The organism is Agromyces sp. NSFZ (genome assembly GCF_056156205.1).
In genome coordinates this window covers 2,017,871-2,030,907 of sequence record NZ_CM149585.1, presented here as the reverse complement: position 1 = coordinate 2,030,907, position 13,037 = coordinate 2,017,871, and the positions used below count along the sequence as shown (strand labels likewise).

Sequence of the window (13,037 nt, the reverse complement as noted above, 5' to 3'; positions counted from 1 at the left end):
TCCCCTGGGGTGGTGGGGTTTTCGGCGGGGTCGCCGGCGTCGTGGACGTAGGCGAGCCATCGTGCGATGGTCAGTGAGAACTGTCTAGGAATCTCACGGAAGGACACATACGCACGATGGCTCTTGACCAGTCTGCCCTCCTCGAGCTGCTCGGGGAACTCAAGCTCACCGATGTCTCGGACCGGATCCGGGTCGCGACCGAGACCCTGTACCAGGAGTTGATCGACGCGGAAGCGGCCGCGTTCATCGGCGCCGCCCCGTACGAACGCACCGACACCCGCACCGCCCAGCGCAACGGCACCCGGCCCAGGGCGTTGACCACTACCGCCGGGGAACTCGAGCTGCGGGTACCGAAGCTGCGCCAGGGGTCGTTCTTCCCGTCGCTGCTGGAACGGCGCCGCCGGGTCGATCAGGCGTTGTTCGCGGTCGTGATGGAGGCGTACGTGCACGGCGTCAGCACGCGCAAGGTGGACGACCTGGTCAAGGCGCTCGGCGCCGACACCGGGATCAGCAAGTCCGAGGTGTCGAGGATCTGCGCGAACCTGGACGAGGACGTCGCCGCGTTCCGGGACCGGCCCCTCGCTGACACCGCCTACCCGTACGTGTTCCTCGACGCGACGTACTGCAAGGCGAGGGTCGGCCGTCGGGTGGTGTCCCAAGCGGTCGTGGTCGCGGTCGGGGTCGCACAGGATGGGCGGCGTGAGGTGCTCGGGTTCGAGGTCGGTGACACCGAGTCGCAACCGTTCTGGACCACGTTCCTGCGCTCCTTGAAGGCGCGTGGGCTGGGCGGGGTGCAACTGGTGATCAGCGACGCGCACACCGGTCTGATCGCCGCGATCGGCACCGTGCTACAGGGCGCGTCCTGGCAGCGGTGCCGGGTGCACTTCATGCGCAACGTGCTCGCGAACGTGCCGAAGACCGCCGGGCCCATGGTCGCGTCGATCATCCGCACGATCTTCGCCCAACCCGACCCCGAGCACGTGCACGCCCAGTTCGACGAGGTCGTCCGGATGCTCACCCGGTCGCATCCCAAGGTCGCCGAGATGCTCGAAGACGCCCGCGACGACCTGCTCGCCTTCACCGGATTCCCACAGCAGCATTGGAGGCAGGTCTGGTCCACGAACCCGCTGGAACGGGTGAACAAGGAGATCAAACGCCGCACCGACGTCGTCGGCACGTTCCCGAACCCGGCCGCGCTGCTGCGACTGGCCGGGCACGTCCTGATCGAGCAGCACGACGAATGGGACGGCGCCGACCGCCGCTACTTCAGCGAACACTCCATGAAGCTCCTCAACGTCGAAGCCGAGGAGGTGGCCATCCCGGAACTGACCGCGGCATAATCAACCACAGCTGACCCGCACGGTGTCGAGAAACTCCACCAACCAGCGGGACGCCACCCAAGTCGACACGGAAGGACTCGAATCTCGCGAGCTCGGCGGTCGCCACGCCCGAATCTCTACCCGAGGTCGATCGATCCCACGGGGACCCCGACTCGATCTCCACCGAACCGTCTCGGCATACCCAAAGCCATCGATGAGCCCCGCGAACAGGGCGCCCAAAGGCAGCGAAGCCGGCACTGATCAGGCCTTGTAGGGCTGTTCGTAGGGCTGTTCGTAGGGCTGTTCGTCTTCGGTTGATGGGTGACACATCTACTCCGGGTGATGGGTGACACTCGTCTTCACTGTAGATCGTCCTCCGGGAACGGAGGGACGCTTATTGCGGACCTGACCGCTGCCGCGCCGCAACTGGGTGCGCAGCAGCTGGTCGCCGTCATAGACCTGCACGACCTCGTCCGTGACCCACACGTCCACGTCCCGGCCCGCGGCTGCCTTGCCGAGCACGATCTGCTGCCAGTTCACGGTGATCACCCCGACCGCGTTCGCACGCCGGGCGACCCAGTCCCCATCCCCGCGAGCAGCTGCCGGCCGTGCGGTGTCCGCGGTCGGCCGAATCGGCAACGGCTGGGTCGCCGCGGCAAGGAACCGTGTCGCCGGCGGTACCATCCCGATCGCTTGATGCGGTCGACGATGGTTGTAGTCCGCAACCCAGGCATCCAGCTCGGCCTGCGCGATCGCCAGCGAGGCGAACACCCGATCGGTGCGGAACTCGGTCCGCAGCGCTCGATGGAACCGCTCGACCTTCCCCGTTGTCGTCGGCGACCGCGGCTGGGTCAGCAGATGCTCCACGCCGTGCTCACGCAGGATCCGATCGAACAGCATCTCCACCGGCGGTTGGTTGAACCGGCCCGTGAACACCTTCCCGTTGTCGGTGAGCACCTGACCCGGCAGTCCATGCCGTTCCAGGGCGACGCGGAGGCCCTCAGCGACACTGCCCGCATTCTCCCGCAGCATCAGGAACGCCGAGACACAGAACCTCGAATGATCATCGATCCCGCTCAACGCCTTCGCCCGGCGCCCATCCGCGAGCACGAACCCGCCGACCACGTCCATCTGCCACAGCTCCATCGCCCGGCCCCGTTCCCACCGCTTCCACTTCCGATCCCGCGGTCGCCTCGCTGCCGGATCGATCAACCCGAAACGCAGCAACGCCCGATACGCCGCTGACTCACTCGGCACCGGCTCCACCCCAGCCCGGCGCAGCTCGTAGACCAGCCGCCGCGGCCCCCACGACGGATGCCGCCGCCGCAGATCCACGAGCGCGACCTCGACAACCGCGGGCATCTGCAACGGCGACGACCTCGGACGATGCGAACGATCCGCCAGCCCCTCGAGCCCATCCGCCTCATACCGGGACAACCACTGATGCACGGTCTTCCGCGACACCCCGAACCGGGCCGCGACCGACACCACCGTCTCACCGTCCTTGATCACGGCGAGCACGGCCTGATACCGCTGCTCTGACACGCTCAACTCCCGCATACTCGGGAGTGTCACCCATCAACCGAAACCGGTGTAACCCATCAACCGGAACACTGTCACCACTCACCCGAATGCCGAATGGCACCAATCAGGCGAAGTAACACAGGCTGTTCGTAGGGCGGACGGGACTTGAACCCGTGACCGATGGATTATGAGTCCACTGCTCTGACCTGCTGAGCTACCGCCCCGCGCGCAGGTTCACTCGGGGAGTGCCGCCGGCGCGATCTCGGTGACCGGATCGGTCACCGGCTTTCCACGATACAGGCTCTCGAATGTGGCGATCGTGCGCTGGATGTCGTGCGCCGCGATGAGGCGGATCGACCCCTCCTTGAGCGCGCGGTAGTCATCCGGCGAAGCCTCGAGCACCGTGCGCAGCTTGGCGGCGAGGTCGTCGGGGCTGCCCGGCTCGAAGAGGTACCCGTTCTCGCCGTCGTGCACGAGGTGCGGCAGCGCCATGGCGTTCGCGGCGACCACGGGCAGTGCCGAGGCCATCGCCTCCATGGTCACGATGCTCTGCAGCTCGGCGATGGAGGGCATCGCGAGCACCGAAGCACGGTGGTACGCGTCGCGCAGCTCGTCGTCGGTGACGTAGCCGGTGAACCGAACCCGGTCGGCGATGCCGAGCTCGGCGGCAAGGTGCTCGAGGTTGCGCTTCTGGTCGCCGCCGCCGACGATCTCGACCTTGGCGTCGAGCTCGGCGGGCAGCAGGGTCACGGCACGAAGCAGCACGTCGATGTGCTTCTCACCGGTCACCCGGCCGACGAAGAGGATGCGGTTCTCGGTGCGCGGCTCCCACGACGGGGAGTACTTGTGCGCGTCGATGCCGCACGAGATGGCGTGCACGCCCGAAAGACCCGTGTGCCGTTCGAGGAACTGCGCGGCCTTGCGGGTCGGGGTGGTCACGGCCTCGGCTCGCCCGAAGGTGCGTCGCGCCGCCTTCCACGCGAGGCCGACGGCCCACTCCTGCCACGCCTTCGGCAGCAGGGTGAACTCGAGCATGTTCTCGGGCATGAAGTGATTGGTGCCGATGATGCGGATGCCGCGGCGCTGGGCTTCGATCGAGAGCCCACGACCCACGACGATGTGCGACTGGAAGTGCACGACGTCGGGCTTCACCTCGTCGATCACGCGCGCGCTGTTCTGCTTGATGCGCCACGGAAGGGCGAACCGCAGCCAGTCGTGCGGGTACCAGCGCCACGAGTAGAGGCGGTGCGCGGTGACCTCCTGGCCCTCGTGCACCTCTTTCCATGTGCCGTGCTTACGGCTTGCAGCCGGTGCCATCACGTGCACCTCGTGACCCCGCTCGACGAGGCCTGCGGCGAGGCGCTCGGCGAAGCGAGCGGCCCCGTTCACGTCGGGGGCGAACGTGTCGGCTCCGATCAGGATCCTGAGCGGACGTTCCGTCTCTGAGCGGTCGGTGCCGGCCGGGGGTGTCGCACCAGGTGTGTCAGACACAGTGGTCGTGTTCCTCACATTCGTCGGATCGAGGCGATCGGCCTCGTGGGATGCACGGCCCGGGGATTCGGCGCGCGCAGGCTGCATCCGACCCTAGTCTACGCGGGACCGCTTCCGCCTCCCTGTGAACGCATGTCGTCCATCCCGGTCAGAGCCGGGTCTGCGGGTGGTTCCGGGCGAGCATGAACACGCCCCACACGGCGATCGCGCCCGCGATGACGAACACGAAGTTCGCCCACAGGGGCGCCTGCGACGCCTCGCCGAGCACCACGATGCCGATGACGACGGCGACCATCGGATCCACGACCGTGAGTCCGGCGATCACGAGGTCGGGCGGGCCCGTCGCGTAGGCGTTCTGCACGAAGTAGGCGCCGAGTGCGGTCGCGAGGAGCAGGCCGATGACGCAGAGCAGGGTGAGCCATTCGAACTCGCCCTGTTGCAGGCGACCCAGCACGACCTTCGCGAGGGTCGCGACGAAGCCGTAGAGCACGCCCGCCATGATCACGTAGAAGATCGCGCGAATGCGGTGCCGGAGCATCCCGAACGTGATCGCCGCGAGGGTGAGCACGACGGCCAGGATGATCAGGATCGTGATGAGGTGCGTGTCGGTGACCGGTCGGTCGACGGCCGTGAACGCGGCGACGCCGACGAAGAGGAACACCCCGCCGACGCACATGAAGATCGAGATGATCGACTTGCGATTGAGCTTCACGTGGCTGACGCGGGAGTTCAGGATCGACGTGATCACGAGGGCGATGGCACCGAGCGGCTGCACGACGATGATCGGCGCGAAGTACAGCGACCCCAGCTGGAAGACGATGGCGAGGCCGAGCATGAGCGTGCCGATGACCCACGACGGTCGCGCGAGCAGCAGCGAGAGTTGCCTGACGTTCAGCCCCTTGCCGAGCGTGTCGACCGTGTTCGACTCGACCTTGACGACGCCCCGGTGCTGGAACTGCGCCCCCAGCGAGAGGAACACCGCCCCGATGAGGGCGAGTGGGATCCCGATGAACTGTCTGGGGTCGAGCGCGATCTGCTCGGTGAAGTCGGTCAGGTCGGGATCCACGCAACGACCCTACCCGCTCACCCGTCGATATCCTTGGCGAATGGCCGTGCTCCCCATCCGCATCTCCGGCGACCCGGTGCTCCACTCCCCCGCACTCCCCGTCGAGTCCATCGACGACGACGTCCGCACCCTGGTGCGTGACATGTTCGAGACGATGGATGCCGCGCCGGGCGTCGGTCTCGCCGCACCGCAGGTCGGCGTGCCGCTGCGGCTGTTCACCTACGGCTGGGTCGACGAGACCGGCACCCGATGGCGTGGCGTGGCGATCAATCCCGAGTTGTGGATCTCGCCGACCCCGGCCGGCGAACCCGACCCCGACGGCGAGTCCGAGGGCTGCCTGAGCTTCCCCGGTGAGCGCTTCGGTCTCCGCAGGGCGGAGCACGCGATCCTCCGGGCCACCGACCTCGACGGCGAACCGTTCGAGATCACGGCAGCGGGATGGCTCGCACGCATCTTCCAGCACGAGTACGACCACCTCGACGGCACGCTCTACATCGATCGTCTGGGCGAGCGCGACCAGCGGATCGTGGCGAAGATCACGAAGAAGCTCGGCTGGGGCAAGCCGGGGGCCTCGTGGATGCCGGGCGTCGATCACCTCGAGGACTGAGTGCCCCGGGTCGTCGAGTAGGCGCAGCGCCGTCTCGAGACCCGCGGATGCCTCAGCTGAACGCCCGGATGCCGGCCGCCACCAGCGCCGCCGCGATGACGACGACGAGGAACGGCACCCGCAACGCGAACAGCGCGGCCGCCACCACGACCGCGGGCACGCGCGCGTCGAGCACGATGTCCTGTCCGGCGCCGAGCGTCTGCACGGCGATGAGTGCCGCGAGGAGCGAAACCGTGAGCAGGTCGGCGATGCGCGCAGGGCGCTCTCGCTCGAGGAGGCCCGCCGGTACGAGGTAGCCGCCGAGCTTCAGCGCGAGCGTCGCCGCCGAGGCGATGAGGATGATGTGCCAGGTCGTCATGCCTGCCGCCGCCTCGAGAAGAGGTCGAACCAGCCGACGAGGAACGCCACGAGCGCGGCGACGAGCACCGGCAGGCCTGGCATGAGCACGGGGGTCGCGATGGTCGCGACGAGCGCGGCACCGACGGCGACGGCGCCGGCTTGGAATCGCTTGAGACGCGGCCAGAGCAGCCCGAGGAACGCGGCCGCCGCGGCCGCGTCGAGCCCCCATGCGCGAGTGTCGCCGAGCGCGTCGCCGATGAGGGCTCCGGCCAGGGTCGTGAGGTTCCAGCCCACGAAGATCACGATGCCGGTCATCCAGAACCCGACACGGGCCGCGCGGTCCTCGGTCTGCGCGAGCGCCACGGCGGTCGACTCGTCGATCGTGATCCACGCCGCGGCCACCCGTTGCAGCGGTCCGCCGTGGTCGACCACGGGCTTCATCCGCATGCCGTAGATCACGTTCCGGATGCCGAGGAGCGCCGCCGTGGCGATCGCCGATCCTCCTGCAGCCACGCCACCACCGGCGAGCACGCCGACGAGCGCGAACTGCGATCCGCCCGTGAACATCACCAGGCTGAGGAAGCACGTCTGCCACACGTCGAGCCCGGCCGCCACCGCGAGGGCGCCGAACGAGATGCCGTAGGCGGCGGTCGCGATGCCGACCGCGAGGCTGTCGCGGAGCGCGCTGCGTGTCGCGGTCGGTGACGCCCCAGCTGCCGGCGTGCCGCCGGATGGCGCGGGGAGGTTCATGGCTCCCCCACTTGGACTCGAACCAAGAACCTATCGGTTAACAGCCGATTGCTCTGCCAATTGAGCTATGGAGGATCGCGTGTTTCAGCAGAGCCACTCTAGCAAAGGGTGGCGCGGTCTCCCAATTCGAGGCGACCTCGTGATCGGGCTCGTGATCGCGCATCCACGTCAGTAGCCCGCTTCGAGGTCGACCCGGCCCTCGAAGCGCCCGTCGCCGAGGAACGCGACGATGTTCCGCCGCACGCGTTCGACGAAGAGCGGCACCGTCATGGCCTCGGTGTCGGCCACGTGGGGGGTGATGATGCATCCTGGAATGGACCAGAGCGGATGCCCCTCGGGCAGCGGCTCCGGATCGGTCACGTCGAGGCCGGCCCCGCCGAGATGACCCGACCGCAGGGCGTCGGCGAGCGCATCGGTGTCGACGAGGCCGCCGCGCGCGACGTTCACGAGCACCGCGCCCTGCGGCATCCTGGCGAACTCGGCGGCACCGAGGATGCCACGTGACGCGCTGGTCAGGGCGGCCGCGACGAACACCACCTCGGCGCGATCGAGCGACTCGGCGAGCGCCGACGCGGGCAGCGTGCGCAGGGCGCCCTCGACGGCCTCCGCCCGCCGGCGCACGACCGTGGCCCGGACCCCGAACGGCGCCAGCAGGCGCAGCAGCTCGACCGCGATGCCGCCCGCACCGAGGATCAGGACCTCGGCGCCGTAGAGGCTTCGCCCCCGTTCGTCGGCCTCCCAGGTCGTGGCCGCGACGCGACGCGGAAGCTCACGCAACAACGCCAGTGCGAGCATGAGCGCGTGCTCGGCGACGGGCTGCGCATACGCGCCTTTCGCGCTCGTCCAGATCCGTCCGTCGCCCCGGTGGCGGTCAAGCAGCGACGCGAACGCGTCGACGCCGGCCCACGGCAGCTGCACCCAGGCGATGCCGGGATGCTCGTCGAGGATCGCACCGAGCCGGTCGGCACCGGATGCCGCCGTCCACACGATCCCCCGCGTGGACGCATCGAGCGGCCGCACGAGACCGCCCGCTTCGTGCACCGCCGCCACCACGGCGGGGTCGCCGTCGGGCAGGACCGCCACGGGGCCCGACGGGACGGGCGTCGGAGCGTCGGTGGAGCCGGTGACCGCGCCCGTCACGGCCCGATGCTGAGCGTGGGGCGTGGCGGCATCCGTCACCGCGGTGGACCGTCGCCGAGTTCGTCGATGATCGCGTGCCCGTCGTCGAGCGCGCCAGCGAGGGCCATCACGTACGGATGCTCGGGGTCGTGGAAGACCTCCTCGATCGTGCCGAGCGCGGCCAGCTCACCGCGATCGAGCACGGCGATGCGATCGGCCGTGCGACGCAGCACCGGAAGGTCGTGGCTGATGATGAGCGCCGTGAACGTGTGCTGCTCGCGAAGCTCGACGATCAACTGGGCCACAACGTCGCGCACGGTGAGGTCGATGCCCGCGGTCGGCTCGTCGGCGATGAGCACCGACGGACCGAGCACGAGCGACCGGGCGAGCGCGACGCGTTGGCGCTGGCCGCCGCTCAGCTCGTAGGGGAACTTGTCGAGGTATCCGAGCGGCAATCGCACTGCGTCGACCATCGTCGCCACGCGCGTCTCGAGGGCACGACGGTTGTAACGACGATCGCGTTCGAGGATGGGCTCCCCCACGAGCTCGGCGACCGTCAGGTCGGCGGGCAGCGTCGCCGCGGCGTCTTGGGCGAGGTAGCCGACGTGGAACCGGTACTCGGGCAGCTTGCGGCGCGGGAGGCCGCGGAGCCGATGACCCAGCACGGTCGCCTCGCCGCCCGTGATCACCGGGTTGACCTCGGCCTCGCGGGGGTCGAGCGCGACCCCCGCGAGCACCTTCGCGAGCGTGCTCTTGCCGCTGCCGGCACTGCCGAGGAGCCCGAGCACCTCGCCCGGCGCGATCGTGAGCGTCACGCCGCGGAGCGCGACGTGCGCGGGGCTCGCCCCGTGCGGCGGATACTCGAGCGACAGATCGCTGAGCACGATCGGGAAGCCGTGGGCGGCACTCCGCATCAGCTCGCCTCCCGGAGCCGGCGCAGTTCCTCTCGACGTTCGGCCTGGGCGACCGGGTCGGGCACCGGGAGCGAGGCGAGCAGGCGCTGCGTGTACGGGTCCTTGGGCGCGCCGAGCACCTCGGCGCCCGTCCCCTCCTCGACGAGCTCGCCGCGATAGAGCACCGCGATGCGATCGGCCAGGAGGTCGACCACGGCGAGGTCGTGGCTGATGAACAGCGACGCGAACCCGAACTCCCGCTGGATCTCGGCGAACAGTTCGAGCACGCGCGCCTGCACCGACACGTCGAGCGCCGACGTGGGCTCGTCGGCGATCAGCAGCTCGGGTTCGAGGGCGAGTGCACGGGCGAGGCTCGCGCGCTGGCGCTGGCCACCGCTCAGCTCGTGCGGGAAGCGATCGCCGTAGGCGCGCGGCAACTGCACCGCCTCGAGGAGCTCGTCGACCCGGGCCCGCGCGGCGGCCGGATTCGCGGCGCGGCCGTGGATGACGAGCGGTTCCGCCACCGCATCGGCGATGGTGAGCAGCGGGTTGAAGCTCGACGCGGGGTCCTGGAAGACGAAGCCGATGCGGCTGCGGGCCGGACGGAACTCGCGCTCGCGGATCCCGTTCATCTCGTGGCCGAGCACCTTCAGCGATCCACCCGTGACCTTGGTGAGCCCGGCGATCGCACGGCCGATCGTCGTCTTGCCCGAACCCGACTCGCCCACGAGTCCGAGCACCTCGCCGGGCCGGATCACGAGGTCGACCCCGTCGACGGCACGGAAGCCGGGACGCCCGAACCGGCCAGGGTAGACGATCTCGAGACCGGATGCCTCGACCACGGGAGCCTGGGTCTTCCAGTCCGCGGCGCGGGCCTCAGCGCGCGCGACGGCGCTCGCCCGGCCGGTGCCGACGTACGGAACGGCCGCGAGCAGGGCCTTCGTGTACTCGGCCTTCGGTTCGGCGAAGAGCGCCGTGGCATCCGCCTCCTCGACGACCTTGCCCTGATACATCACCGCGACCCGGTCGGCGAGGTCGGCGACGACGCCCATGTTGTGCGTGATGAGCACGATGCCCATGCCGAACTCGTCGCGGCATCGCCGGAGCAGGTCGAGGATCTCGGCCTGCACCGTGACGTCGAGGGCGGTCGTCGGTTCATCGGCGACGATGAGGCCGGGGTCGAGCACGAGCGCCATCGCGATGACGACACGCTGCTTCTGCCCGCCCGAGAACTGGTGCGGGTAGTGGTCGACGCGATGCTCGGGGTCGGGGATGCCGACGCGTCCGAGGATCTCGATCGCCTTCGCCCGCGCCTCCTTCGCCGACAGGTCGGAGTGGGCTCGCAGGCCCTCGGCGATCTGCCAGCCGACCGTGTAGACGGGATTCAGTGCCGTCGACGGCTCCTGGAAGACCATCGCGACATCCGTGCCCCGGATGCTGCGCAGCTCCTTCTTCGGGATCGAGACCACGTCGTGGGTCGACGTGCCCGCCTTGTTCGAGAGGAGCACCGCACCGCTGGACGTCGCCGTCTCGGGCAGGAGGCCGAGGATGGTCTTCGCCGTGACGGTCTTGCCGCTGCCCGACTCGCCGACGATGGCGAGGACCTCGCCGCGTTCGACCGAGAGCGAGACGCCGTCGACGGCCTTGACCGCCCCGGCATCCGTCGAGAACGAGACACCGAGCCCTTCGATGCTGACCACCGTGCTCATCGATTGACCTCGATTCCGTGCTCATCGAACGTCTCCCCGTCTTCGAGGCCCGCGAGCCCCCCTGGACCGGCCGTGAGCGTGCCGCCCGGCACGACGGAGGTCTCGGCGACCAGGCCCGACGCCTGGGCCACGCGTCGGCGACCGCGCAGGCGCGGGTCGGCCAGGTCGTTGAGGCTCTCGCCGACGAGCGTGATGCCGAGCACCACGAGCACGATCGCGAGACCCGGGTAGAGCGCCGTCCACCAGATGCCGCTCGAGACATCCGACAGCGCCTTGTTCAGGTCGTAGCCCCACTCGGACGCGGCCGTCGGCTCGATGCCGAAGCCGAGGAAGCCGAGGCCGGCGAGCGTGAGGATCGCCTCGGAGGAGTTGAGCGTGAAGATGAGCGGCAGGGTGCGCGTCGCGTTGCGGAGCACATGTCGGAACATGATGCGTCCGTTCGACGCGCCCAGCACCTTGGCGGACTCGACGAACGCCTCGGCCTTGATACGCACGGTCTCGGCCCGGATGACCCGGAAGTACTGCGGGATGAACACCACCGTGATCGAGATCGCCGCCGCGAGGACGCCGCCCCACAGGTTGGACTGGCCGCCCGAGATCACGATGGACATGACGATCGCGAGCAGGAGCGACGGGAAGGCGTAGATGGCGTCGGCGATGACCACGAGCACCCGGTCGAGCCAGCCGCCGAAGTACCCCGAGACGAGGCCGAGGAACACGCCCGCGAAGATCGACAGGAGCACCGCGATGATGATCACGAGGAGCGCGGTCTGGGCGCCCCAGATCACGCGCGACAGCACGTCGTAGCCGCCGACCGTGGTGCCGAACGGGTGCTCGGCCGACGGCGGCTGCTGGCTGCCGAACGACTGCCCGTCGGCGCGCAGCTGGGCGAACCCGTACGGCGCGATCAACGGCGCGAAGATCGCGATGAGGATGAAGAACGCCGTGAGCGCGAGGCCCGCGATGAGCATGCCGCGCTGGAGTCCCACGCTCTGGCGGAGCTGGTGCACGACCGGGATGCGGTCGCGGAGGAGCCGCTTCGGGGGGCGCATGGCGGTATCGGTCGTCATGTCAGTACCTCACCCTCGGGTCGATGAGCGCCGCGATGATGTCGACGATGAAGTTGGTGAGTGCGACGATGACGGCGAGCAGGGCGACGATGCCCTGCACGGCGACGAAGTCGCGGGCCTGGAGGTACTCCGCGAGCTGGAAGCCGAGTCCCTTCCATTCGAATGTTGTCTCGGTGAGCACCGCACCGCCGAGGAGCAGCGCGATCTGCAGGCCGATCACGGTGATGATCGGGATGAGCGCCGGCCGGTAGGCGTGCTTGCGCACGAGCCGGTACTCGCTCACGCCGCGCGAGCGAGCGGCGTCGACGTAGTCGGTGGACAACGTGCCGATCACGTTGGTGCGCACGAGGCGGAGGAAGACGCCCGCCGTCAGCATGCCGAGGGCGATGGCCGGAAGCACGGCATGCGCGAGCACGTCGCCGAGGACCGCGGGATCGCCCGTCAGGATGGCGTCGATCGTGTAGATGCCGGTCTTGTTGGGCAGGACCTCCATCTGGATCTGCGCACCGGTCGACGCGCGCCCCGCGACGGGCAGCACCTTCAGCCAGACCGCGAAGATGAGCTTCAGCAGGAGGCCCGCGAAGAAGACGGGGGTGGCGTAGGCGAGGATCGCGAAGACGCGGAGTCCGGCATCCTGACCCTTGTCGCGGTAGTACGCCGCGACCATGCCGAGCGGAATGCCGATGATGAAGGCGACGATGAGCGAGTAGAACACCAGCTCGAGGGTCGCCAGCCCGTAGGTCACGAGGATCTCGGTGACCGGGCGGTTGTCGCTGATCGTGGTGCCGAAGTTGCCGGTGAAGATCTGCCCGAGGTACTCGAGGTACTGCACGATGAGCGGGCGGTCGTAGCCGGCCGCGGAGATGCGCTCGGCGAGCTGGTCAGCCGTCAGCCGACCGCCGAGCGACGCCGTGATGGGGTCGCCCGTGGTGCGCATCAGCACGAACACGAGCGTGACGAGGATGAACACCGTCGGGATGATGAGCAGTGCGCGGACGAGGATGTAACGACCGAGGCCGCCGCCCTGCGACTTCGTGGGTCGTCTGGTGATGGGTGGCGCGCCGGTGGCGGGCGTCGTCGTTGAGGTCAATGGTCGCCAATCGGGTGAGGCTCGAATGCGGGTGGCCCGCTCGGTTGAGCGGGCCACCCG

Annotated in this window: 12 protein-coding genes and 2 tRNA genes; 2 read left to right on the top strand and 12 right to left on the bottom strand. The window is 69.1% G+C overall.

Annotation, left to right across the window (positions count from 1 at the left end):
• Positions 1-116: 116 nt before the first annotated feature.
• Positions 117-1,340 (top strand): IS256 family transposase, encoded by a 1,224-nt coding sequence (locus ACVFI9_RS09655; RefSeq protein WP_474762828.1) that lies wholly within the window; start codon positions 117-119, stop codon positions 1,338-1,340.
• A 309-nt stretch (positions 1,341-1,649) separates the two neighbouring features.
• Here ACVFI9_RS09655 and ACVFI9_RS09650 read toward each other — a convergent pair whose 3' ends face one another.
• From ACVFI9_RS09650 to ACVFI9_RS09635, 4 genes are all read right to left on the bottom strand, one after another.
• A complete protein-coding gene (locus ACVFI9_RS09650) occupies positions 1,650-2,879 on the bottom strand; it encodes an IS481 family transposase (protein WP_474765100.1) in 1,230 nt (409 codons plus the stop codon).
• Between the two features lie 114 nt (positions 2,880-2,993).
• Positions 2,994-3,067, bottom strand: a tRNA-Ile gene (locus ACVFI9_RS09645).
• A 10-nt stretch (positions 3,068-3,077) separates the two neighbouring features.
• A complete protein-coding gene (locus ACVFI9_RS09640) occupies positions 3,078-4,334 on the bottom strand; it encodes a glycosyltransferase (RefSeq protein ID WP_474766073.1) in 1,257 nt (418 codons plus the stop codon).
• A gap of 148 nt (positions 4,335-4,482) precedes the next feature.
• A complete protein-coding gene (locus ACVFI9_RS09635; RefSeq protein WP_474766071.1) occupies positions 4,483-5,400 on the bottom strand; it encodes a DMT family transporter in 918 nt (305 codons plus the stop codon).
• A gap of 40 nt (positions 5,401-5,440) precedes the next feature.
• On the opposite strand from ACVFI9_RS09635, the gene def reads away from it, so the two are divergent.
• On the top strand, positions 5,441-6,007 hold the full coding sequence (def, locus tag ACVFI9_RS09630; RefSeq protein ID WP_474766070.1) for a peptide deformylase: 567 nt from the start codon (positions 5,441-5,443) through the stop codon (positions 6,005-6,007).
• Between the two features lie 52 nt (positions 6,008-6,059).
• Here def and ACVFI9_RS09625 read toward each other — a convergent pair whose 3' ends face one another.
• From ACVFI9_RS09625 to ACVFI9_RS09590, 8 genes are all read right to left on the bottom strand, one after another.
• Entirely contained in the window at positions 6,060-6,365 is a 306-nt protein-coding gene (locus ACVFI9_RS09625) for an AzlD domain-containing protein (protein ID WP_474766068.1), read from the bottom strand.
• Positions 6,362-7,096, bottom strand: a complete 735-nt coding sequence (locus ACVFI9_RS09620) for an AzlC family ABC transporter permease (RefSeq protein ID WP_474766066.1) — start codon at positions 7,094-7,096, stop codon at positions 6,362-6,364. Before ACVFI9_RS09620 ends, ACVFI9_RS09625 begins: the two co-directional genes overlap by 4 nt.
• Positions 7,096-7,171, bottom strand: a tRNA-Asn gene (locus ACVFI9_RS09615). The genes ACVFI9_RS09620 and ACVFI9_RS09615 overlap by 1 nt, the downstream gene beginning before the upstream one ends.
• A gap of 93 nt (positions 7,172-7,264) precedes the next feature.
• Positions 7,265-8,236, bottom strand: coding sequence for an NAD(P)-dependent oxidoreductase (locus ACVFI9_RS09610; RefSeq protein WP_474766065.1), 972 nt, complete (start codon positions 8,234-8,236; stop codon positions 7,265-7,267).
• Positions 8,237-8,271: 35 nt separating this feature from the next.
• Positions 8,272-9,129 (bottom strand): ATP-binding cassette domain-containing protein, encoded by an 858-nt coding sequence (locus ACVFI9_RS09605; protein WP_474766064.1) that lies wholly within the window; start codon positions 9,127-9,129, stop codon positions 8,272-8,274.
• A complete protein-coding gene (locus ACVFI9_RS09600; protein ID WP_474766063.1) occupies positions 9,129-10,817 on the bottom strand; it encodes a dipeptide ABC transporter ATP-binding protein in 1,689 nt (562 codons plus the stop codon). Before ACVFI9_RS09600 ends, ACVFI9_RS09605 begins: the two co-directional genes overlap by 1 nt.
• The gene (locus ACVFI9_RS09595) at positions 10,814-11,887 is read right to left on the bottom strand and encodes an ABC transporter permease (RefSeq protein WP_474766062.1); all 1,074 of its coding nucleotides are present in this window, start codon (positions 11,885-11,887) and stop codon (positions 10,814-10,816) included. Before ACVFI9_RS09595 ends, ACVFI9_RS09600 begins: the two co-directional genes overlap by 4 nt.
• Before the next feature lies 1 nt (position 11,888).
• Complete coding sequence (locus tag ACVFI9_RS09590) at positions 11,889-12,977, bottom strand: ABC transporter permease (protein ID WP_474766061.1); 1,089 nt, start codon at positions 12,975-12,977, stop codon at positions 11,889-11,891.
• Between the last annotated feature and the right edge of the window lie 60 nt (positions 12,978-13,037).